Source organism: Holdemania sp. Marseille-P2844 (assembly GCF_900120005.1).
Lineage (GTDB): Bacteria > Bacillota_I > Bacilli_A > Erysipelotrichales > Erysipelotrichaceae > Holdemania.
In genome coordinates, this window is the sequence record NZ_LT635454.1 from 147,719 (window position 1) to 170,988 (window position 23,270).

General features: G+C 52.3%; 21 protein-coding genes. 14 read left to right on the forward strand and 7 right to left on the reverse strand.

Going from position 1 to position 23,270, the window contains the following annotated elements:
* Positions 1-137: 137 nt before the first annotated feature.
* A complete protein-coding gene (locus BQ7364_RS15515) occupies positions 138-935 on the forward strand; it encodes a Nif3-like dinuclear metal center hexameric protein (protein WP_072685587.1) in 798 nt (265 codons plus the stop codon).
* Between the two features lie 132 nt (positions 936-1,067).
* On the opposite strand, the gene BQ7364_RS15520 is transcribed toward BQ7364_RS15515, so the two are convergent.
* The 4 genes from BQ7364_RS15520 to BQ7364_RS18070 all read right to left on the reverse strand — a co-directional run bounded on the left by BQ7364_RS15520 (position 1,068) and on the right by BQ7364_RS18070 (position 3,858).
* On the reverse strand, positions 1,068-1,757 hold the full coding sequence (locus BQ7364_RS15520) for a DUF2461 domain-containing protein (protein WP_072685588.1): 690 nt from the start codon (positions 1,755-1,757) through the stop codon (positions 1,068-1,070).
* Positions 1,745-2,578 (reverse strand): RNA polymerase sigma factor, encoded by an 834-nt coding sequence (locus BQ7364_RS15525; RefSeq protein WP_072685589.1) that lies wholly within the window; start codon positions 2,576-2,578, stop codon positions 1,745-1,747. Before BQ7364_RS15525 ends, BQ7364_RS15520 begins: the two co-directional genes overlap by 13 nt.
* A 246-nt stretch (positions 2,579-2,824) precedes the next feature.
* Complete coding sequence (locus BQ7364_RS15530) at positions 2,825-3,658, reverse strand: class I SAM-dependent methyltransferase (protein ID WP_072685590.1); 834 nt, start codon at positions 3,656-3,658, stop codon at positions 2,825-2,827.
* Positions 3,659-3,684: 26 nt separating this feature from the next.
* The gene (locus BQ7364_RS18070) at positions 3,685-3,858 is read right to left on the reverse strand and encodes a hypothetical protein (protein ID WP_159432827.1); all 174 of its coding nucleotides are present in this window, start codon (positions 3,856-3,858) and stop codon (positions 3,685-3,687) included.
* Between the two features lie 93 nt (positions 3,859-3,951).
* Here BQ7364_RS18070 and BQ7364_RS18550 point away from each other — a divergent pair, with 93 nt between their 5' ends.
* The 3 genes from BQ7364_RS18550 to BQ7364_RS15545 all read left to right on the forward strand — a co-directional run bounded on the left by BQ7364_RS18550 (position 3,952) and on the right by BQ7364_RS15545 (position 6,570).
* Positions 3,952-4,074, forward strand: coding sequence for a hypothetical protein (locus BQ7364_RS18550; RefSeq protein WP_255370403.1), 123 nt, complete (start codon positions 3,952-3,954; stop codon positions 4,072-4,074).
* A gap of 122 nt (positions 4,075-4,196) precedes the next feature.
* Positions 4,197-5,471 carry a DEAD/DEAH box helicase gene (locus BQ7364_RS15540; protein ID WP_072685592.1) on the forward strand — a complete coding sequence of 425 codons (1,275 nt, stop codon included), beginning with the start codon at positions 4,197-4,199 and terminating at the stop codon, positions 5,469-5,471.
* Positions 5,472-5,691: 220 nt separating this feature from the next.
* Positions 5,692-6,570: an MBL fold metallo-hydrolase gene (locus BQ7364_RS15545; protein WP_072685593.1), complete on the forward strand. Its 879-nt coding sequence runs from the start codon at positions 5,692-5,694 to the stop codon at positions 6,568-6,570.
* A gap of 549 nt (positions 6,571-7,119) precedes the next feature.
* Here BQ7364_RS15545 and BQ7364_RS18075 read toward each other — a convergent pair.
* Both BQ7364_RS18075 and BQ7364_RS15555 read right to left on the reverse strand, forming a co-directional pair.
* Positions 7,120-7,272 carry a hypothetical protein gene (locus BQ7364_RS18075; protein WP_159432828.1) on the reverse strand — a complete coding sequence of 51 codons (153 nt, stop codon included), beginning with the start codon at positions 7,270-7,272 and terminating at the stop codon, positions 7,120-7,122.
* A 4-nt stretch (positions 7,273-7,276) separates the two neighbouring features.
* The gene (locus BQ7364_RS15555; protein ID WP_072685595.1) at positions 7,277-9,055 is read right to left on the reverse strand and encodes a glycoside hydrolase family 35 protein; all 1,779 of its coding nucleotides are present in this window, start codon (positions 9,053-9,055) and stop codon (positions 7,277-7,279) included.
* A 123-nt stretch (positions 9,056-9,178) separates the two neighbouring features.
* Here BQ7364_RS15555 and BQ7364_RS15560 point away from each other — a divergent pair, with 123 nt between their 5' ends.
* The 9 genes from BQ7364_RS15560 (at position 9,179) to BQ7364_RS15600 (ending at position 19,461) form a co-directional block, all read left to right on the forward strand.
* Positions 9,179-10,327, forward strand: a complete 1,149-nt coding sequence (locus tag BQ7364_RS15560; RefSeq protein ID WP_072685596.1) for a helicase-related protein — start codon at positions 9,179-9,181, stop codon at positions 10,325-10,327.
* Entirely contained in the window at positions 10,314-10,973 is a 660-nt protein-coding gene (locus BQ7364_RS15565; RefSeq protein ID WP_072685597.1) for a ComF family protein, read from the forward strand. Before BQ7364_RS15560 ends, BQ7364_RS15565 begins: the two co-directional genes overlap by 14 nt.
* A 15-nt stretch (positions 10,974-10,988) precedes the next feature.
* On the forward strand, positions 10,989-11,198 hold the full coding sequence (locus tag BQ7364_RS15570; RefSeq protein ID WP_139248659.1) for a hypothetical protein: 210 nt from the start codon (positions 10,989-10,991) through the stop codon (positions 11,196-11,198).
* 26 nt (positions 11,199-11,224) lie between these two features.
* The gene (locus BQ7364_RS15575) at positions 11,225-11,422 is read left to right on the forward strand and encodes a cold-shock protein (RefSeq protein ID WP_072685599.1); all 198 of its coding nucleotides are present in this window, start codon (positions 11,225-11,227) and stop codon (positions 11,420-11,422) included.
* A gap of 87 nt (positions 11,423-11,509) precedes the next feature.
* Positions 11,510-13,858, forward strand: a complete 2,349-nt coding sequence (gene secA / locus BQ7364_RS15580; RefSeq protein ID WP_072685600.1) for a preprotein translocase subunit SecA — start codon at positions 11,510-11,512, stop codon at positions 13,856-13,858.
* A gap of 2 nt (positions 13,859-13,860) precedes the next feature.
* Positions 13,861-14,962, forward strand: a protein-coding gene (prfB, locus tag BQ7364_RS15585; protein WP_139248660.1) for a peptide chain release factor 2 whose coding sequence is annotated in 2 segments (ribosomal slippage) — positions 13,861-13,932 and positions 13,934-14,962 — 1,101 coding nt in all. Because the reading frame shifts where the segments join, the coding sequence is not laid out codon by codon here.
* Between the two features lie 222 nt (positions 14,963-15,184).
* Positions 15,185-16,561, forward strand: a complete 1,377-nt coding sequence (locus BQ7364_RS15590) for a hypothetical protein (protein WP_072685602.1) — start codon at positions 15,185-15,187, stop codon at positions 16,559-16,561.
* Positions 16,562-16,744: 183 nt separating this feature from the next.
* The gene (locus BQ7364_RS15595; protein WP_072685603.1) at positions 16,745-17,710 is read left to right on the forward strand and encodes a carbohydrate kinase family protein; all 966 of its coding nucleotides are present in this window, start codon (positions 16,745-16,747) and stop codon (positions 17,708-17,710) included.
* A gap of 2 nt (positions 17,711-17,712) precedes the next feature.
* Entirely contained in the window at positions 17,713-19,461 is a 1,749-nt protein-coding gene (locus tag BQ7364_RS15600) for an alpha-glucosidase C-terminal domain-containing protein (protein WP_072685604.1), read from the forward strand.
* Between the two features lie 734 nt (positions 19,462-20,195).
* Here BQ7364_RS15600 and BQ7364_RS15605 read toward each other — a convergent pair.
* Positions 20,196-21,101 carry a LysR family transcriptional regulator gene (locus BQ7364_RS15605; RefSeq protein WP_072685605.1) on the reverse strand — a complete coding sequence of 302 codons (906 nt, stop codon included), beginning with the start codon at positions 21,099-21,101 and terminating at the stop codon, positions 20,196-20,198.
* Between the two features lie 166 nt (positions 21,102-21,267).
* Here BQ7364_RS15605 and BQ7364_RS15610 point away from each other — a divergent pair, with 166 nt between their 5' ends.
* Complete coding sequence (locus BQ7364_RS15610) at positions 21,268-23,238, forward strand: endonuclease/exonuclease/phosphatase family protein (RefSeq protein WP_072685606.1); 1,971 nt, start codon at positions 21,268-21,270, stop codon at positions 23,236-23,238.
* The last annotated feature ends 32 nt before the right edge of the window (positions 23,239-23,270 follow it).

The following is a 23,270-nucleotide window of genomic DNA, read 5'->3' on the forward strand; positions in this document are numbered from 1 at the left end:
GCGGATTTTGTAAGAAAGTGATGCAATAATGATGGACGCATGAAATCAGAGACAACATTGAAAAAATATAATAGAGACAAATTGATAAGACCGGACACTCGATTTCGGCTTATAATGAAAACAAAGGAGGTTCGTTTATGCAAATACAAACAATAATTGATCATATTCAAAGTCATACGCCCTGGGTGGATTATCGCAAAACCCGGGATTTTATCCTGATTGACGGAGGGGGTTCCGAGGTCAGTCAAGTAGCTGTCTGCTGGGTCGCAACGATGAAAGTGATCGAGGAATGCATCCGGCAGGATATTCATTTTATCATTTCGCACGAAAATTGCCTCTATGTGGAAACAACCGCGCCGTATAAGACGATGAAAGACCTGCGCGATCAAAAGATCAAGCTTTGCCAAAAACATCAGATTACCATATACCGCTGTCATGACGGCTGGGATCAGTTTCCATTCTACGGTGTGGCGGATTCGCTGGCGCGCAGTACCGGGATTCCCTTTGACGAACGCCCGGTTTCCTCTTTTTATCATTACGCGGCGATTGAAAAGGAAACCGTTTCAGAGCTGGCGGAAAAACTGGCGAAAGCCTTGAAGCCGCATGGCTGCGGTTATGTGGAAATTCTGGGGAATCCGGATCAGCGGGTAACGAAATTAGGCATGGGCGTCGGCGCGGCGATGAATTCGCAGGTGATGATGCTGGAGAATGTGGATTGCATGATCCTGGCTGACGATGGCTTCACGAACTGGATCGATCTGCAATGGTGTCTGGATGCCAGAATTCCCTGCATTCTCTGCCATCATTCTACCAATGAGATGGAAGGCATGGCCGGCATGGTCCACTATTTAAGCAAAGTATTTCCTGATTGCCGATTCGTTAAACTGGACGAGGGATTTCAGTTTACCCTGATCGAGGCTCCGGCAGAAGATTGAGTGAAAAGGAATCCGTTATAAGCTAATTGTTCCAAAAATTGGTAAAATACGAGTCTGACGAAATAGAACAGAGAAGAAAAGCCGGGAGTATCCGAGATCCCCGGCTTTTATAACGATTCAATGAGGACGGTCTCAGCGCTGCGGCATCGTGAAGGAAGCCAGCGCGCGGTTCAGGAATTCGTTGAACGGCCGCATGGTTTCAGCCAGTCTTACGATCTGACCGACGACTTCTGAAGCGGACTGATTGCCCTCGATGTAGCATTCGAGATACCATGACTTCATCTTCAGATAATCCGCCAGCGGATGATCGGCAGGAAATGGCTTCGGCACTCGTTTCAGGCTTTCTCCTTTGACCGGCAGACAGACGGCGAAGTCCGGCGTCTGGATCAGCGCGCTGAAAACGTCAGCTTGTTCCAGAATTGCCTGACGGACCAGCATGGTCGCTTCCGCAAACTGCGAAGCAAACAAGCCGCCGCCCACAAGCAAGGCAGCGGGTGTCAGAGCGAGGAACAGATCGCAGGGAATCGGCTGGGATCCCCAGGGAGAACAATGAATCCGGAAGACCGGGTTGTAGGGCGACTTATCGTTGGAAAACCGGGTGTCCCGGTTCAGCCGGCTGATCCGGCGGGAAATGTCAATGTCCAGCCGCCGCGGGTCGTTTACCGCCAGCTGTTCGTTGACCGCACGGGCCAGATTTTCAAATTGTTTTCGCGCCAGCTTGTAGTCTGTCTGATGCGCATGCATCCAGTCCAGACTGTTGCTGCGGGCCAGATCGCCAAGAAACTGCTGCGTCAGGGCCAGATCAAAATTTAATTCTGACATACTTTTTCCATCCAGACGGAAGCGACCACTTCCTGTAATTTCTGCCGCTTTTCTTCCGGCAGCGCGTAGGCGGACAGGGTATCGAATACCGTCATGTGTTCCTCAATTTTTTCCATCGCTTCTAAATGCTGCTGTAAAACCTGCGGTTCAGCTGTCGGCAGCTTGGAATATTCCAGATTGTCCGGATCCAGCCGGCGCGTGCCGATCGCAAAGTCGATCCGGCAGGTGCAGCGGCAGCCGCCGGAAGCCAGGTAACAATACTGCGACATGAAGTCCGCCATTTTCCGACGGGCGCGGGATAACCGCTGGCGGTAAGCTTCCGGCGTTAAGTTCAGGATTTCCGCCGCCTGCCGGCTGTCGGCTTTAAACATTGTGCCCAGAATGAAGATGCAGCGATCCTGCGGCTTCAGACATTGAAGCATGACGTTGGTACACGAATATTTCAGTTCCCGGGCCAGAATCTGCTTATCTTCCCGCTGCGATTCTTTCTGGTATGCCTGAATATCCTGAGCATAGGCCTCATAGCTCAGCGGATGCGTGGCGAACATCGAGCGCTTTTCGTCGATCAGCCGGTTGACCGCAAGCCGGTAGACCCAGGTGCTTAAGGCACTTTCCCCGCGGAAGCACGGCAGTTTTTCCAAAACCAGAAGCAGGATTTCCTGCGTCGCGTCTTCGGCGTCAGCCACGCTGCCAAGCATCCGCAGCGCCAGGTTAAAGATCGGCGTCTGCAGCTGCCGGACTAATTCTGCCGCGGCCTGTGGTTTATGCGCCAGCACCTCCTCAATCAAAGCGGGGGATAGCGGTTGAGTTTGATTGTCCATCTGAATTTCTCCTTTCAATAATTAGACGGAAGGGAATTCTTTGTGTGACATTTTTTTGCGTTATTTTTGTAAAAATTTTTAAATTCAGGATACCGCATGAGACGAGGATAGGCGGAAAATCCGTTTTGGGGATAGCGCTGGCTCGCATAGCGGCGAACAAGGGACAGCGCGTCACAGGATAAGAGTGGTAGTCAGCGGTCTTCCTTCTTATCCTTTGACAATGTATTGGTTCTTTTTTCGCAGCCGTCATTCCTTTTTTGCCAGCACACACAGCGTTGTTTTGTCTTTTTCCAGCGGCCCGCCTGCCACATCGCCATAAAACGTAACGGACTGAAAGCCCGCCGCGGTCAAATCCCGCTCTAATTCTGCAGCGGTAAATCCATGTTCCCAGACGTGATAGATTGTGTACGCGTCAGGCTTGATCGTGACATATTGGTTACAATACGAAGCGTCCTGATCATACCGATAAAACGCGTGCAGGACCAACGCCGGCTCCTCGCTCCAGTAGCCTTGTTCTTCAACGAACCAACGCTTCGTTTCAGGCTTGCCCTCATAGTTCAGCGGTGTAAACACGTCGAACAGAAAAACACCGCCGGGAAGCAGGGAAGCGTAGATCTGCTTTAATAAGGCTGTTCGGGCGGAAGGCATCAGCACGCCGAAATCACAATAAATCAGCGTGATCACATGGAATGGCCCGCCGAATTCGATCTGGGTGTAATCCCCCTGACGATATTGGATCGAGAGGCCTTTTTCTGCCGCGGACTGCTTCGCGTAATCCAGCGAGCGGACGGAGAAATCAATTCCGGAAACTTGATATCCCTGCCGGGCAAAGAGCTCCGCATAGATTCCCGGCCCGCAGCCTAAATCCAGAAGCTGGGGATACTGATCCGGCGGCAGCTGGGATGCGATCCAGGCTGCGGATTGCCTGACGAAGTCTCCCCGGCGTGTCGCGCCATCGGTCGTTTCATCCAGATGAGCTTCGAGCATTTTCTGCGACAGATAGGGATCAGTCCAGATATTCGCCTGACTCTGTTGATATAAGGCCGGCCGGGTTTGGATCTGAGAAATAAAGTTTTTCATGAATTTTGTCCTTTCTTTTCGGATTTTTAACCGTGGGAATGAGCTTGAGGGGCAGCGAGGAACGCTTTTTCCTCGAAAACGCCTGGGAAACGCTTGTTGATCAACGAAAAATCGTTGTGGAAAATCCCATCGCACCCCAAAAGAGCTGCTTGTAACATACTTTCCTGACAGCAGCCGGCGATGATATTTTCTTTTTCCACGTTTTGCTGGACGCAGATTTCAGGACCGGACACCGGACAGAATCCATCCTTTTTTGTGAGCTTGCGCCTTTATTGTAACGGGAAATAAGCCTGATGGCAATCGCGATCATTCCGGGACTGTTCGTTTCTTGCGGCATGGATTTTGACAATGAAGCCGTCCTGTTTTTAGGAGCGGAGGCGCTGCAGGAAAAGGGGTTCCGCGCTTTTTTCTGGTAAAATAGACGAAGATGAGCTATACTATGTACCGTAAGTCCCATTTCTTGATGCATAATTGTGTTATGACATCCTGACAGTGCGCCGAAGCACTGTTTTTGAATTAGGAATAGAAAGAGTGAACCATGAAATTTAACGAATTACCAATCCATCCGTCAATCTTGAAAAATTGCCAGCGGATGGGCTATACGACCCCGACCAAGATTCAGCAGAAAGCGATCCCGCCGGTCTTGGAGGGGCGCGATCTGCTGGGGCTGGCGCAGACCGGCACAGGCAAAACTGCAGCGTTTGCACTGCCGATTCTCGACCAGCTGATGAAACAGCCGCAGAAAGGCAAGCGGGCGATCAAGGCGCTGGTGCTGACCCCGACCCGCGAGCTGGCGATCCAGATTGTGGATAACTTCCAGCTGTACGGTCAGGGCCTGCCGTTGAAGACCGTCGTGATTTTCGGCGGCGTTAAGCAGGGCGCGCAGGTCGATCAGCTGAAAAAGGGCGCGGATATTCTGATCGCGACGCCGGGCCGTCTGCTCGATCTGGTCGGCCAGCGTCTGTTGGATCTGAGCCAGGTGGAAATCTTTGTGCTCGACGAAGCCGACCGGATGCTGGACATGGGTTTTATCCACGATGTAAAACGCGTCAGCGCGCTGCTGGTGAACAAAAAGCAGACGCTGCTGTTCTCGGCGACGATGCCGAAAGAAATCGCCGGGCTGGCCGCTTCGCTGCTGAAGAATCCAGTCCGCGTGGAAGCAACGCCGGTATCCACGCCGATTGAAAAGATCGAACAGCGTGTGTACTATGTGGAAAAGCACGAAAAGAATGACCTGCTGCTGCGGGTTTTGAAGAAGGAGGAAGTCACCTCGGCGCTGGTCTTTACCCGGACCAAGCATGAAGCTGACCGCGTTGTCCGCTTTTTAACCAAGGGGCATGTTCAGGCGATGGCGATCCATGGTAACAAATCGCAGAACGCCCGGCAGAAAGCGCTGGCCGCATTTAAGAATCATGAGATCCAGGTGCTGGTGGCGACCGACATCGCGGCGCGCGGCATTGACATTGAGAAGCTTTCCCATGTCATCAATTACAACATTCCCAATATCAGCGAGACCTATGTTCACCGGATCGGCCGGACAGCCCGGGCAGGGCAGGAAGGGATTGCGATCTCCTTCTGCCAGAACGATGAACGCGCTTATTTGAAGGATATTGAAAAACTGATCCGATATACGATTCCGGTCGTCAAGGATCCTGAGTGTAAAACTACGGTTCAGCCGCAGGCGGCAGAGTCCAAAACGGTGGGTTCCCCGAACCAGGCGCCAGCCAGTCCGGCGAATAAACCAGCCGGTCATCGGCCAGCTCGCCGGCGCCGTCCAGCTCACGCGCAGAAGTCGCGCGAGGCGGCGAAGTAAGGAAGAAGAATATGAGATCGAAAGCATTTCTGTTTTCGATCTTTTTTCTTGTTTCTTTTGTTCTTTCTTTTGTTCAGGGAAAGTTATGTCACAGCGAGGATTCGCGCTAGCCCGGGGACTTTCACCGCGAATTTCTCCCTGTGCGGAGTTGGCATTTGAGCTTTTCCCCTTTACAATAAAGAAGAGGAAAACCAATGTTAAAAACAAGGAGGACATGAGGATGATTCAGGCGGAACCGATCACAAAAACGACATGGCGGATAAGGGGCTGCGGCTGCGACTGTTATCTGTTGGACGGAAAGGTCCCGGCGCTGATCGACTGCGGCTGCGGGGAAGTCCAGATCCGTCAGTTCTGTGAAGCTTTAATTCAGAAACCAGTCAGGACGGTGATCTGCACCCATGCCCATATTGATCATACCGGTCAATGCGGCTTATTTGATCAAGTGTATATGACGGAAAGAACGGCGGCGTCCAGCCGCAACGCGATGGACGAGGACCCCGCGAAGTTGAATTTGGATTATACGCCGGTATTTGTGCAGGACCATCAGATTCTTAAACTCGGACAACGGTGCTTGGAAATTCTGCTTTGCGATTGTCACGCTCCGGGCAATATCATGATTTTTGATCACACGGAAAGAATCCTCTATGCCGGCGATGAACTGGACGTGGATCAGGTGCTGCTTCTGCCGGGCTTTGCGGAAAAAGCGGGGCAGTTTCACAGCGAGCCGGCGGCGACGGTGAGCGATTACCGGAAATTGTTGATCCAGCTTGATCTGCGGCGTGAAGAATTTGACTGGATCTGCACCGGTCATAACGGTTCACCGTTGAAACCGGAAGTCCTGACAATCATGATCGAACTCTGCGATCGGATTCTGGCCGGAGAAGAAGGTTGTCTCGACTGCAGCTCCGCGACCTACAGCGCCCGGGATCGGCATTTCCCCTATCACCAAGCTCATTACCGGCGGGCGTCATGGAAAGGCTTTTCGTTAGTGTACTGTGCCGACAGCCTGACCGACAGAACACAGAATTCTAAAGTCATTCCAGCTACGCCGCTGCATGCAATGTGCGAACACAACGTCGCGGCGGCGCAGGGCAAATAACCACGATTAATCGGGAATCTGCAGATAGATGATGAAAGAGTCGGACTTTGATGTCCATCTTTTTTCTATTTGTGAATGAGAACTTTGGAGAAATTTGTTAGTCATAAGAACTGTTTTCAGTCACCGTGGTTGGAGAAGGCAAGGGAATATATAGAATAGAAGGAATAAGTGAGTTATATGGAACTACATTGATTAAAAAATGTATCTTTTTCGATGAAGTTCAATGGATCCCCGCTGGGGAAGAGACGGTCAACGCCTTCCAGATCGATTTCAACTGTGATATCTATCTTATTATCAGAAGCCTGTTTCTTTGATCATTATGAGAAGATAATTGTATCCCTGTATCCAGGACTGAACGCTTCTTATAAGAAAATAAAATCGGTGAACATTGTGGATTGGCTGATTGCGGATGAAGCCTGAGATACCTTGAATAATAGGAAAATAAGAAAACCGTTAAATTAAAAAACAGAGCTTTTCAACCTGTCCCGGAGTTTCTGAACTCCTCATGATAGGACGTGCTGATAGCTCTGTTTTTTTAAAGGACTTTGATTATTGGAGATCTTGCCGGTCTTTTTTGTCAGTTTTCTCAAGCTCCGCTTTGGCGTCAAGGATTCCCTGTTTCACCGCACATCGGATGATTTCATAAACGAGGGTGAGTGCGATCAAGAGGATGAGAAGCTGAAAGAGAATTCCCCAGACCATCGGCTCAGGCTTCCTGCGGCTGATCGATCAGCGGCTGGTCGTCCAGCGAGACTGTTCCGGTTCTGCCTTCTGTTTCAAACAGGACAATCGTATTTTTACCTTTTTTCAATAACGGCGCCGGGATATACAGATAATGCGTCGGGCCCAGCTCCCAGAACCGCCCAAGATTTTTCCCGTTCAAAAACGCCGCGCCTTTGCCCCAGCCGTTCAGGTTCAGGAACGTATCCGCCGGCTCTTCAATGTCTACGGTAAATTGATAGAATGCCGGAACACCTTCCTGATAATCGCCGGTGAAATCAACCTGATCAACATGGTCCAGCTCCAGACAATACTGCTGCCAGCCGGTGTGGAAGTGCAGGTCCAGCATGAAGCCGCCTTTGATGCCCTTGCGCTGATGCGGAGAAACCAGACTTGCGCCGTAGTTGATGCGGCCGAGGTTTTCCACAAGAATGTCGATCACGTTGTCGGTCGGATGATCAAGCGTAAGCGGGATGTTGCTTCCCATCGTTTCCTTGTATTGCGTGGCGATCAATTTCTGGTTGACAAACACCTGAGCGCGGTCGTCGCAATCCGCCAGCTTGGCTTTGGCCAGCTCGCGCGCTTTGCCGACATGCGCGCGGTACAGGATGTAGCCGTAGCCCTGCCCCAGCTTTTCCATCGGCTGAGGAATGTCGGTTTCGATCGGCTTTGCCAGAGAGGAAAGTGTATTAAATAAGGAAACCTTGTTCACACAGCGCAGTTCGCCATAGCTTTTAAAGGTGATCGGCGTGGACAGCGGCACCGGGGTGATCGGATGATATTTGGCGATGACCTCGCGGAAAGCGGCGTATTTCTCTGCTTCCGTACCCCACTCCGTCAGCGGAGCGGCATAGTCGTAAGAGGTGATCTGCGGATCCATGCCGTTGTGGTAGCTGCAGCCGTTATAAAATTCCGGATTGGTGCCGCCATGGAACATGTAGATGTTGACGCTGCCCTGACGCAGCATTGCATCCAGCTCGTCCGCTGCATCCTTCGCGTCGCGGGTTTTCAGCGGCGATCCCCAGTTGTTGAACCAGCCGATCCAGAATTCCATGCACATAAGCGGGCCGTGGATGTCGTTGTCGTCCATGAACTGACGCAGCGCGCCGATCTGTTCGTCGGTGCGCGAGCCGAAGTTGGCAGTCGGCAGCACGCCTTCATTGAGTAAGGTTCCGGCGTCGAGCACTTCACGCCAGCCGCCGTCGGATGTAAACATCGGCACATCGCAGCCATGCTTTTCCATCAGACGCTTGATCGCCTTGAGATATTGCTTGTCGTTGCCGAAGGAGCCATATTCATTTTCAATCTGGCACATCAGCACCGGTCCGCCGTGAGTGAAAAACAACGGCCGGATGACTTTGAATAATTCGGCGTAATAGGCGTCGACCGCATCGAGATAGGGTTGATAGGTCGAACGCACGCGCATCGAATCGTCCGCTAACAGCCATGCCGGCAGACCGCCGAATTCCCATTCCGCGCAGATGTACGGCGTCGGCCGTAAAATGACCCACAAACCTAAATCCTGAGCTAAGCGGACAAAGCGCGCGACGTCCTTGCGTCCGCTGAAATCAAACTGGCCCTTTTTCGGTTCATGGTAGTTCCATGGAATATAGGTTTCCACGCAGTTGCAGCCCATATTTTTTAATTTTTCCAGACGATCCTGCCAGTATTCAGGAACGATCCGGAAGTAATGCAGCGCGCCGGAGATCAGTTTGACAGGCTGGCCGTTAAGCATAAAATCATCTTGAATCGCAAAGGTAGTCATGATTGTTTCCTCATCTTTCTCTACCTTTTATTGTAGAAAAGAAATCGTAAAAAAGAAAGGAATTCTTGTTTTTTGCGGGGCTTTTTCCAATTTTCCGCAATATTATAAGTAGGAGGTGAAATTATGCGCTGTCCGCGATGTGGAAATGAGGATCCATCCTGGTTCTATCTTGGCAGCAAGGGCTGGTACTGCCGCCGCTGCGTCGGCTTTTCCCGGAGGCTGACGTGCGAGGCCAAGGAGCCGGTCGTGCCCGAGCTTAGTGAACCGCTGGATCCGCAGCTGCGGCTGGATTATCCCCTGACTCCGAATCAGAAGCAAATCTCCGATCAGCTGTGCGAATTGTCCGAAACCCACGACGTCCTGGTCGACGCGGTGTGCGGCGCGGGAAAAACGGAAATTGTAATGGATTGTCTGCGGAGGCGGCTGCAGCGGGGACAGCGGGCGGCGGTTGCGGTCGCCCGGCGGCAGGTCGTGCTGGAATTGGCGCGGCGGCTGGCGGACGCGTTTCCAAACCTGTCGGTGATCCCGGTCTGTCAGGGTTATACCAAGAAGACCGAAGCGGATCTGATCGTCTGTACGACCCACCAGCTCTACCGCTATCCTCACCGGTTCGATCTGTTGATCCTGGATGAACCGGACGCTTTTCCCTACAAGGGCGACCCGGTTCTGCATGGAATCGCGCGCACCAGCTGCCGCGGCCAGATCGTCTACACGACGGCGACGCCGGATGCGGAGCTGCAGGAACGGGTGAGGGCGGGGACGTTGAGGCAGCTCAAGCTCAACCGCCGACCGCACGGTCATGATCTGACGGTGCCCCGGGTTCGGATCGGTCCTCAGTTCCTGTTGATCCTGCGGCTTTATCGCTGGTTGAAAGGCAAACAAAAGGCGGACAAGCAGGCGCTGATCTTTGTGCCGACGATTCGCGGCTGTCATCGCTTAAAAGTTTTGTTTTCACTGGAATTTTCCTGCGGTGAGCTGACCAGTCAGTCGCCGGATCAGGATGAAACGCTGCGGAAGCTGCGGGCAAACAAACTGCAGTTCTGCTTTGCGACGACGGTGCTGGAACGGGGCGTGACGATCGCGGGCGTCGACGTGTGCGTGATGGACGCCGATCATGGCGTGTTCGACGAAGCTTCGCTGACCCAGATGATCGGACGGGTCGGGCGCAGCTTTGCCTGTCCGGATGGCGACGGGTTGTTTCTGTGCCGCAGGCGCAGCGAACAGGTTGAACGCTGCGTGAGACGTCTGGAGGAAGCCAATGCCAGCGGCTGAGCGCTGCCTGTGGTGCGGCGGCCCGTTGTTAAACGGATGCACGATCCCCGAAATGATGTTCGCCGACGATTCGCTGTGCGGCGTCTGCCGCAGTCAGCTGACGCCCATTTTCCATCAAGTGAAGCTCGGCGAGCTGAGCGTGCGGGGGCTGGTTGTCTATGACGAGGCGTTCATGAAAATGCTTGTGCAGTACAAAGAATGCATGGACGAAGCGCTGCAGAATGTTTTCCTTCTGCCCTGGCGCGATAAGCTGCGCCGGCGGTACCGCCATTTCACGCTGGTGCCGATGCCCTCATCCCGCGCTAAACGGGAAAAACGCGGCTTCGATACGATTCCCCAGCTGTTTTCCGGACTGCGGCTGCCGATCGTGGAGCTGTTGGAAAAGACGGAGGATTACGTGCAGCAGGGCAGCGCCTCCCAGCGGCAGCAGGCTGCCACCCACATTCGCTTGATCCCCGGCGTCCCAATCCCGGATGGAAAGCTGTTGTTGATCGACGATGTGCTCACGACCGGCAGTACGCTCAACGCCGCTCACGCATTGCTTCCTGCCGCCGACCAAGCGCTGGTGCTGGCCGTCAATCAACGCTTCCTTTCGCCCCCTTTCGCTCCATTCCGTAAGCTCCGTTGTCGAAAAAGCGCGGAATAAGACGAAGGAAAAGATTTGAGTTTGCGGCCGATCCTCTCTATACTCAAAGTAGACGGGAGCGGCGGAATTCTAGCGGCGGAAACAAGCGAAAATCAGGATCAGTCGAAGCGGAATTCCCCGGGTTCAGCGAACGAAGGGGTGAAGCAGAAAAGCATCAAAACGACGGGCAGCGATCCCGGTTCCCGTCGAAGCGACATGGCGGAGAAGACCGCCGCGGATAAATAAAGAAGAAAGGGTTAGGTTTAAGGCAGATGCAAGGTAAAGTAAAGATGTTCAATAAGGAAAAAGGTTACGGCTTCATCAAGCTCAGCGATGGCCGCGATGTTTTTTTCCATTATTCCCAACTGGTGATGGACGGCTTCAAGACGATCGAGGAAAACGCCGAGGTGGAATTCGATCTGGTCGAAGGCGACCGGGGCTATCAGGCCCACAACGTCAAAAAACTGTAAAACAGCGATCAAAGGCCGGGTTTGACGGCCTTTTTCTTTGTGTTTTTCGCTCAATTACGATACAATAGGAGCGATGGAGGGACCACAATGGCAACTTTTTTGGACAAACTATTTAATTACGATAAAAAACGATTGAAAGAAATCGAGAAACGCGCTCACGAAGTCGATGCGCTGGCTTCCCAGATGGCAGGCTTGAGCGACGAGGAACTGAAAGCCAAGACCCCGGAATTTCAGGCTCGCTTGAAGAACGGCGAAACGCTGGACGACTTATTGCCGGAAGCGTTCGCGGTTGTGCGCGAAGCGGCGAAGCGGGTGATCGGCGAATATCCGTATCTCGTTCAGCTGATGGGCGGCATCGTTCTGCACGGCGGCGATATCGCGGAGATGAAAACCGGCGAAGGAAAAACGTTAACCTCCGTATTGCCGGTCTATCTGAACGCGCTGGACGGCCGCGGCGTGCACGTCGTCACCGTCAACGAATACCTGGCCGGCCGCGACGCCGACTGGATGGGGCAGATTCACCGCTTCCTGGGCCTGACGGTCGGCCTGAACCTGCGTCAGCTCACCCCGGCGCAGAAGCGCGCGGCGTATAACTGCGATATCACCTACACGACCAACGCGGAAGTCGGATTCGACTATCTGCGCGATAACATGGTCACCCGCGTTGAGGACCGCGTCCTGCGTCCGCTGAATTTCGCGCTGGTCGATGAAGTCGACTCGATTCTGGTCGATGAATCACGGACGCCGTTGATCATCTCCGGTGGCCAGAAGCAGACGGCCAACCTGTATCTGCAAGCAGACCGCTTCGTCAAATCGCTGAAGGCGGACGAAGACTATGAGATCGACGTCAAAAGCAAGACGGTTCAGCTGACTGATTCCGGCGTGACCAAGGCGGAGAAAGCTTTCCGTGTCAAGAACCTGTACGAGCTGGATCACACCCAGCTGGTGCATCATATTTCGCAGGCGTTAAAAGCCAACTACATCATGATGAAGGATGTCGAGTACGTCGTGGACAACGACGAGATCGTCATCGTCGACCAGTTCACCGGCCGTCTGATGAAGGGCCGCGCGTATTCCGACGGTCTGCATCAGGCGATTGAAGCCAAAGAAGGCGTGTCGATCAAACAGGAAACGACGACGCTGGCGACGATCACCTACCAGAACTTCTTCCGCCTTTACAACAAGCTGGCCGGCATGACCGGTACGGCCAAGACCGAGGAAGAAGAATTCTTAAGCATCTACAACATGCGTGTCATGGAAATCCCGACCAATCGCCCGGTTGCCCGAATCGATTATCCGGACGCGATCTTCGGCACGAAGAAAGCCAAGTTTGAGGCGCTGGTCAACGAGGTCAGGGAATGCCATGAAAAGGGCCAGCCGGTATTGGTCGGCACGATCGCCGTTGAAACCAGCGAATTTATCTCAAAGATGCTGAAAGATAAAAAGATCCCGCATGAAGTCTTAAACGCGAAGAATCATGCGCGTGAAGCGGAGATTATCAAAAAGGCAGGGCAGAAGGGTTCGGTGACGATCGCGACCAACATGGCCGGCCGTGGTACCGATATCAAGCTGGGCGAGGGCGTCCGCGAACTGGGCGGTCTGGCCGTCATCGGTTCAGAACGGCATGAATCCCGCCGTATTGATAATCAGCTGCGCGGCCGTTCGGGCCGTCAGGGTGATCCGGGCTATTCCCGGTTCTATGTCTCCGTACAGGACGACCTGATGGTGCGGTTCGGTTCGGAAAAAATGGAAAGCCTGTTTTCGCAGCTGGGCGACGTTCCGATTGAATCCAAGGTTGTAACGAAATCCATCGGCAGCGCGCAGAAGCGGGTCGAAGGCGTGAACTTCGACGTTCGTAAAACACTGCTGGAATACGACGACGTCCTGCGTCAGCAGCGCGAGATTATCTATGAACAGCGCAACTTCATCCTGGATCACGAAGACGTTCACAGCATCGTCAAGGATATGTTCGACCGCGTCGTCAGCAATCTGGTTTCGGCGCATACCGAGCATGACGGCAAGGAAGAAAAGGTCAACACAGCGGAGCTGCTGGAATCGTTAGGCAAGATGGGCTTCCATGAAAGCCTGACGGAAACCGACCTGGAAGGCAAGAGCATTCCGGAGATCAGCGAGCTGTGCTGCAAGGCGGCCTGGGATGTGTATGAAAGCAAGATTGAGCCGATCAAGGTGCATGTGCTGCCGATTGAAAAGACGATGGTGCTGAAGGTTATCGACCGCAACTGGGTCGATCACATCGACACTATGAGCAAGCTGCGCGACGGGATTCATCTGCGTTCGTACGCGCAGTCCAATCCGCTGCAGGCGTATGTCTCCGAAGGCTATCAGCTGTTTGAGGACATGATGGCACGGATTGCGCAGGAGGTTGTCACCTTCTGCCTGAATGTCAGAATTGTAATAGAGGAGCGAAAGAAATAACTATGGAATTGTATGAGATCCGTCAAGGCCTAACCGCTTCGGTAACGAAGTTAAAGCAGTTAGGCGACTCTCTTTGACCTGGCTGCGAAGCAAAAACAAATTGAAGAACTGGAAGCGAAGATGAACGAGGAGCATTTCTGGGATGATCCGAAAGCAGCCCAGAATGTGATCCGCCAGTGCAACGGAATGAAAGAGCTGGAAGCGAAGTACCATCAGATGGAACAGGCGCTGGCTTCGCTGCAGGAAACTGTCGACGAGCTGAACCAGAATTTCGACGAGGAATTGAAAGAGCTGCTGGACATGGAATATCAGGACACGCTCAATCAATTCGAGGATTTCGAGGTGATGGTGCTGCTTTCCCATCCGTATGACAAAAACAACGCGATCCTGGAGCTGCATCCGGGCGCTGGCGGAACGGAAAGTCAGGACTGGGCGAGCATGCTTTACCGGATGTACTGCCGCTGGGCGGAACGGAAGGGCTACAAGGTCACCGTGCTGGACTATCAGGAAGGCGATGAAGCAGGCATCAAGTCCGCCAGTATCCTGATCGAAGGCGATATGGCGTATGGCTATCTGAAGGCGGAGAAGGGCGTGCACCGGCTGGTGCGGATTTCCCCGTTTGATTCCTCCGGACGCCGGCATACCTCATTTGCCTCGCTGGACGTCATGCCGCAGTTCTCCGACGAAATTGAAATCACGATTGATGAGAAAGATCTCGACGTCGTCACGATGCGGGCCAGCGGCGCCGGCGGCCAGCATATCAACAAGACCGACAGCGCCGTGCGGATGACGCATAAGCCGACCGGCATCGTTGTTTCCTGTCAGACTGAGCGCAGCCAGATCCAGAACCGCGAGCGCTGCATGAACATGTTGAAATCAAAACTGTATCAGCGCATGATCGAGGAACAGGAAGCCAAGCTGGCAGCGATCCGCGGCGAACAGAAAAACATCGAATGGGGATCGCAGATCCGCTCGTATGTCTTCTGTCCATACACGATGGTCAAGGATCATCGCACAGGCTATGAAATGGGCAGCGTGCAGAACGTCATGGACGGCGATCTGGACGGCTTCATCTTCAGTTACCTGAAAAGTCAGATTCAGTAAAACAAGCAGGCGTTTTCCGAAAGTCGGAGAGCGCTTGTTTTTTTGTGGCTTCGACGTTGATTTTCAATTCCGCTGGCACGCTTCTATTTGTTCGAATAATCTTTACTTCTGGCTTGGTTATCCTGATTTTATGTATTCTGTGACTTCGCGCATTTCGCCCGTTCCCAAAAAATCTGGGGATGGTATAATGAAGTTAAAGAAGAAAACCAGGGAGGGAAAATCATGAAGGGTTTACGAACAATTTTAGCCGCGCTGCTGGCATTATCCCTAGTGAGCGGATGCAGTCAGAAGGCAGAACCAACCAGGCCGGGGGAAGCGGCGGTGATCGCAGGGAAACTGAGCGATGGAACGAGGTATGAAGCGAGCGTGAAGCTGACAGGTTATCTCAATGCGGATCAGGTGCAGCAGCTGCGCAATTACGACCTGTATGTGGAAGAAGCGGTGGTCGGCGCAGTCGAGATGGAAGTCACGATGAATCAGCTGGAAGGCCGGGAGGTTTTAGATCTGACCCAGGTATGGGAAGCTTCTTTTCAGACAGAGGAAACAGAGGACGAACCCATTTACGAGTCTTGGGCCATCTATCCGGGAAACTGGTTTCAGGGAATAAAGCCAATGGCCCGCCAGGAAAGCAGCCGGGGTTGGATTTTGATCACGAAAGCAAGCGACCCCGTGCTGATGGGATTAGCGTACAAGGATCAAAAGGAAGCGCAGAAAGAAATCCAATTTCAAATACCGCAGCCCAACGATTCTGTTTTATCGGAGGATGCTGAATTGAAAATCGGCGAGTCCTTCCTGGCGGGAAAGGCAGAGCTGACGGTGGAAGAAATTAAGACGGTAAATTCGGTACTGATGTATCGCAGCGATTCCGGTATGAGTCTGGAAGATGGGGAACAAGGAATCAGTTTACGGCTTAAGGTCAAAAATGGAGAAGACTATGATCTTCATCTTCTGTTGTTCAGTTTGATTTATCATAACGAGGAAGTTGAAATCGGCGGCTATGATCTGTTTGCTGAGGAAGGGGAAACGGAGCTGGAAGTCTATGACTCATTCGATCCGGGAACAGAAAAAATCTTGCGTCTGCTCATTAAACTCGATGCTGACGCAGCTTCTTCAGGAAGGCTGAAGTTGGCGGTGAACGGCCATTGCTTCGGGATGGATTATACGGTGGGTGATGACTTGGACGCTTATCCGGTCTATCAGGAAGGCGATGTGATTGAAACAGCGCAAGATCGTCTGACGATCGAGAAAATCAGCACAGTAACCCGTCTGGACCCGCCGAATACCACCGGCGATTATACCTACATGAAGGCGGATCCGGGTATGCAGCTTTATGTGGCTGAGGGACTGTTTGAAAATCATGGCTCTGAAACGGTCAAGGCGGAGGAACGCCTGGGGATACTGTGGCAGGAAAATTCCGAATTTGTATATGGCTGGATTATGATTCCGGAAGGAAATGATTTTTTACAAAGCAAAACATTAGAGCCTCAGACCCGGACAAAAGTTTGTTTCGTCTTGATGCTGAATGACGATCAGCTGCAGCGGAGGGATAAAATCCGAATCGGGGTCGGCGATGAGGTGATCAAAGGCTCCGCGTCGTAAGACACTCAATCAGAAAAGAGATTTCTTATCAGGAATCCTTTTCTTTTTGTTTGAAGAAGCGAAATTCCTGTTTTAATTTTGAAAAAGTGAATGAAAACGCTTGCGATTAGTGTTTGGGAAAAGTTGGGTTCGTGTTAGAATAAGATAAGAAGGACTCATGATCTTGGGCAGGAGGCACTTAAGATGAAAATATGTTCATTTGGCGAAACATTGATCGATTTTACTCCGGTAGGCGTCAGCGAAAACGGAAATATCATATTTGAACGCAATCCCGGCGGCGCGCCGGCGAACTTGGCGGCAGCGGCGGTGAAGCACGGCGTGCAAGCTTGCTTTGTGGGCGAGGTCGGCGACGATATCTTCGGTCAGTTTTTACAGGAAAAGCTGCGCAATCAAGGCGTCAATACGGAATACATGGTTGTCAATTCCCGTTATAAGACGACGTTGGCGTTTGTGCAGTTAGACGAGAAGGGGGAACGGTCGTTCTGCTTTTACCGCAATCCTGGCGCGGACACAATGATCGAAAGTCAGGCAGTAAATCTGCGCGCGATCGACGAGTGCGATCTGTTTCATTATGGTTCCGTGTCGATGACGCATAACCCGGCGCGGATCACAACGTTCGAATTAGTCAAATATGCCCAGCAGAAAGGCAAGATTTTGTCGTTCGACCCGAATCTGCGGATGCCGCTGTGGAACAGTGAGGAAGAAGCCCGGCATGAGATCCGGCATGGGCTGCAGTTCTGCGATATCCTCAAGGTTGCGGAAGACGAATTAATTTTTTTGACGGGCTGCGAAACGTTGGAAGAAGGCGCGCGGCAGCTCGCGAAGAAATACAAAACGCCGCTGATTTTAATCACCGAAGGAGAAAAAGGCAGTCATGCGCTGATCCACGGCTATTACATTAACGCCCCGACCTTCCCGGTCTCCGTCGTGGATACGACCGGGGCTGGCGATGGATTCTTAGGCTGTTTCCTGGCCAGTTTCTTAAAATCAGGGAAAACATTGGAACAGCTCAATGGCGATGATGTTTATCAGATGCTGCGGTTAGCGAATGCGGCCGGCGCGTTGTCGGTGACCCGAAAAGGCGGAATGCCCTCGTTAGTCACGACGGAAGAAGCGCAGGCTCTGCTCGATCAACATCCGGAGCGCTGACAATGGAAGCGGATGAATTTTTACGGCGGCTTCAACCTTTGAAAGCGGGCATGGAGACGGCTTACTTCCGCGTCTATCAGCCGTTTCACGTCCGGGAAGAAGACTTTGACGCGCTGCTGGCGCTGTTGGATGAACAAGCACAGAAGCGAACTTTAAATTTACAGAGAACCAATCGGCCAATGCCGTGGATTAAACAGGCGCCGGCAGGGATGCGGCTTATTTATTCAGATGTACAGACCCCGGCGCAGGTTCATGCGCGGGCGCAGGAGCTGAAGGAGCTGGGCGTCGGCTGGGTGTTGTTCGGCGACGTGCCTTTTCCTCACACGGAATCCCTGCGGCAAACACTTCGGCAGAGGATCGATCTGTGGCATGAGGAAGGGCTGGCGGTCGGGCTGGATTTCGACGTCGCCAGCACCCCGGCAGAGGATCCGTGGGCGCTTCAGGCAATCCGCGGCGACAGTGTGATGCAGCAGCGGTACTGGATGATTTCCGATCCGAAGCTGGCGGCGCTGTTCAGTCCGTTTTCTAAAGAAAAAGAAAACGGCGACTTTTTGCGGCTGGATGAGATTGGACAATATGTATATCGTCATCCGCAAACCGGCGGCTGGCTGCTCGACTACAAGAATCCGCAGGTGCTTGCGGGCATGTTGGAACGTTTCTGTGAACTTGTCAGTTTCGGGGCGGATGTGATTGAGCTGAAACAACTGGATTCAATGTGGAAGGAATGCAAAGCTCAGCGCTTGTATCCGCAGGTTCCGGATTTGTTTGCGCTCTTCGCGGCGGCCGGAAAACTGGTGTGTCCGGATGTTCTGGTCATGGGTCACAGTGAAGCGGGGGCGAAGGATTTACAGATTCTTTCCCAACGGACGCCGGCGGGAACCGCTATCGTCGATCAGGGATTGATGATCAACGGTTGGAATTCTCTGGCGACGCGCGATACGAAAATGCTGCAGGGCGATCTTGTTTTCCACGCCTTGAATTCGTCAGCGATCGCGGTTCATCCGGTGGGCGAAGATCAGGGGGTAGTTTGGAATTTTAATGAGGAAGCGGCGCGGATGCGGGGCTGGGATCCGGACTGTCACCGGCAGTTTCTGAGGGATTTTTATACAGGACAGGCGCTGGGCAGTTTTGCCGAAGGGGAAAGCGATCGGGAAAGCGGACGGTGTTATGGAACGCTGGCCAGCTGGGCTGGCTGCGGCCGGGCTTTGGACGGACATGAGCCTTATGAGTTGGAAAACAGCTGTCGGCGGATTTTACTGCTGCTGGGACTGAACCTGGCTTTGCGGGGGATGCCGCTGCTTCAGGATGGGGATGAACTTGGCGCGCTCAACGACGCCAGTTTCCGACTGGATCCGGAAAAGGAAGGCGACCGCCGCTGGCTGCAAAGACCGGTTTATGTGGAAGACAAAGCCCGGCGGCGTTATCAGCCGCTGACTGTGGAATACCGGATTTTCCAAAGCCTGAAAGCCATGCTGCAAGTCCGGGCGGCGGACCCGGATTGGAATGAAGGTCGGGAACAGATTGGGAATGTTGGCAACGACGCAGTGTTGGCGTTCGTTCGTGCCGCTGAACAGCGTCGGCTGTTGTTTTTATTCAACTTTACAGAATCGCCGCAATACTGTGCGCTTACTTCCTTATTTAATAAGGAGGAACAGGCGCGGGAATTGCTGACGGGCCGAAGAATCCGCGGCAGTCAGGAGAGCTTGGACCTGAAGGCTTACGAATTTCTGTGGCTGATCGTCGAAGCCTGAGAAATTAAATCTTATTTAAAAGATAACCTCTTTTCCAGTTTAAAAAATGAAAAGAGGCTACTAGAGACTACCGAAAGAGTCCCCTGAACAATCACAAAGACAGTTGTAAATTGATACAACTGTCTTTTTTCATATCTTTAAAAATGTAAGAATTGTAGCCTCAATCCGTTCAAAAATATAGTATATTTCCATGAGTGAACTGCGGAATTAAAAGGGTCTTATTGAAAAATTCAGGACAGCCTGAAGGCATAATCTTGCCCTTAATTCTCGTAGAATGAAATGATCATGCATCCAGGAGTGACAAGGAATTTCGATACAGCATTGCTGAACTTAAACCACCTCTTTACGCTGCTTTTTCGCAGCTCTACAGCAAGCTGAGCATCTTCTGTTACGCCTGTAATCCAAATCAGGTCTATAAGGAGATGCCAGAGATGAAAAGCAGTCGGATTGAGAGGATCGAATAGAAGTTGATGGAAAAGATTTCAACGGAATAATGAGGGATAGCCGAGAAGATGAAATACGCTTCGTAATCTCTTTCTTTCGTTTTTTTCTTAAATTTCTGTTTTTCAAAAAGAATAACTCTTCGCAGAAATGCAAAAAAGCAGGCAATACTTTCATAAACAATATTCCTGCTTTTATCACTCCTGCAATTTATGTCGGATCCTGCTTTATTTTTATGCGAAATCTCTGTTTGTCATCTCTTCTTCATTCCAAGATTAGCCGGAAGAATTGCTTTAATGAGTACCCAGCTGTTTGAGATGCTCCGCCAGATCCTGATAAATCTGATCGAGCATGCCCGGATCGGCATGATGCGGCAGATAAACCATATTCAGTTCCCGCTTCAGGACAAAATCATTCACCGGGATTTCAACTAACGTGCCCTCAAGCAGTTCCGGATGGATGATATCCGCGTGCAAAAAACCGATGCCGCAGCCGTTTTTGATCAATGTCTTCATGACGTTCATGCTTCCGCACTGCACTAAACCGGCGAAGCTTTCGTAAGAAAGATTGTGTTCTGCCAGACCGGTCGGCAGGATTCCGCGCATCCGCGATTCCTTCTGCCGCACAACTAACGGATAATCGATCAGGTCGTTCAGCATGACGTCTTTCTTCTGCGTCAGCGGATGGCCGACCGGGACAACCAGCCCCATGTGCGTCATCTTGATCAGCCGGCTTTCATACACCGCTTTGTCGAAGAAGCCCTCGACTAACGCGAAATCGATCTCGCCCTGATCGAGCGCTTCCAGACAGGCCGTCGTCCCTGAGATTCGCATGCACAGCTCGGTATTGGGATTCTCCCTCATCCAACGGCAGACTAACGGCGGCATGATGTACTCGCCGAAGGTGAAGGTGCAGTCAAACCGAAGCAGACGCCGGTGCTCCTGTTCCTGCCGCAGCCGTTCGATGATGTCCTGACTTTGCACCTCCAACGCTAAAACCTGCTGATAAAACCGCTGCCCCATTTCCGTCAGCTGCAGCCGCCGATTATAATATTCAAACAGCTTGATGTTGTAGGTTTGCTCCAGGTAGCGGATATGCTGCGACACAGCCGGCTGGCTCATGTGCAGCTGCTGGGCTGTTTTCGTGTAATTCAGCGTCTTGCTGAGAAGCAGAAAGGTTTTTAAGCGATAATCCAGCATGCTATCCCCTCGATTCTGATCTTATTATACCATAAGACGAATTTATGAATAACGAAATCTTACTTATCCATAAGAATCATGAATAGACAACAGCGGCGAAGATGAGTACACTATATTTAAGGGCAGACGTCAACCTGCTCGCATTCGTTAACAACAGGAGGATACCATGAAAAAAATAATGAAATTCACGCTGGGCTTACTGCTGCTGATGCTGCCGGTCACCGGCTGCAGCGCTTCCTCACAGACTTCATCAGGAAGCTCTAACCCGGTTACGCTGCGCATTGGGACGTGGAATATCGCCGCGAAGAATCATCCCGATACCCAGGCGATGGCTGAACTCTTTGCCCGGCATCATCTGGACGCCGTCGGCATTCAGGAAGTTGACGTGCTCAACGACCGCAATCCGGTGGATATGGTCCAGAGCTTTGTAAATGAGGATTATCCCTATGCTCATTTTGCCAAAGGCCGCGATTTCGCTAACGGCGCATTCGGGGTCGGCATTCTTTCCCGCTATGAACCGCAGGCCGTCAGCTCGATCCCGTTAGAAAGCACCGGCAGCCGGGCGACCAAGACGCTGGAGCGCGTCGTCATTGATAAGGACGGCGTTCAGATCGCCTTATACAACACCCATTTAAGCTGGGAAAACCTGGATTTGCGTCGCCGTCAGATCGCGCAGGTGATCGAGCGGGTGAATGCGGATCCGATAGAATATAAAATCATCACCGCGGATTTTAATACCGATCAGCACGCTTACGAATATTCGATGTTTCTGGATAATTTCAATCTTGCCAACGGGTATAACGGAATGTGGTACGATACCTACCGCGAAGGCGACGATCCGTCGATGCAGGTGCTGACAATCGACAATGTATTGTGCACGAAGAATATGCGGATTACGGATATCCAGCGGGTGGAGAGTGAATTGTCCGATCATGATTTGTTTTACGCTGAATTTGAATTGTTAGGCGAAGTGGAAGGCACGGCCAATTCGGGCAACCGGGCCTTAGGTCAGAGCGTCGTGGTTTCTTCTGTCAACGAAGAATGTTCACCGTATCTTTTAGTCGATTATGACAGAAAGACGCCGTGGGTTTCTGACGTTGCGGAGGCGCAGACGATTACGATTGAGCTGAACGAGGTGATCACCGTGGAACAAATCAACGTTCTGTGGGGCGCGGTCCGTGCGGGAGACTATGCGGTGTCCGGATCGGTCGATGGGGAAACCTTTGAACCAATCGCTGCCGTTGAAAAAGTGACGGACAGCGATGCGATTTCCGCTGAAAAGCAGGAAGTGAAGTTTGTGCGCCTGGACTTGTCAGGCAAGCAGGCTGCGGATCAAGGTTATGAAATCACGGAAATTGAGATCTTTGGCGATCCGGTCCGAAGATCGGCGGATCCCGCTGATTTGTTGGCGAACGGCAGCTTTGAGGAAGCCGGCGATGTGTTGCCGTCAGGATGGCGTCTGAAGGAAGATCAGCCGGGTTCTGCGGCGCTGACAGCTGCGGTCGATACGCAGACTCAGACAGAAGGCAGTCAGTCGCTGGCGCTGAGAGCAGCGGGAACCGACGCTTCTGCCGCCGTGGTGCTCAGCACAGAGCTGGAATTAAAGCCGAATACCACCTATCAACTGGTTTTCCATCATAAAGCAGCCGGCTTGAACAGCGACAGCTTCGGTCTGGAAATGACGCAGAAAACGGCGGCGGGCGAGATCATCCCGACGCATCAGGTCCAGCTGAACGATAATCTGTGCATGAGCGAAGACTGGGCGGTTTACCGCTATGATTTTGTTACGGCGTATTCTGCCTCGACGCTGGAGCTGGGCTTTAAGCTGGGCGGCGCTGAAGGCACACTGTGGCTGGATGACGTGCAGATCCGGGAAGTGACGCCGGTTCAGAACTTGTTTCTCAGCGCGGAAAAGAGCGGACTGAAGCCGGGAGAAACGACCCGTGTCACCTGCGAAGTTGTGCCGGAATCCGCGGATGATGTCCCGCTGCATTGGTTTTCCAGCGACGAGAGCGTGGCGGTCGTGGATGAGCAGGGTGTCGTGACGGCGATTCAGCCGGGTAAAGCTTATATCGGTGTGCGCGGCGACAGCGAACTGAATGTGGAGTCTTCCTTGTTGATGAGTGTGGAAGAATAAAATATTAGTGTTTGAATAATGCTGGACTCTCG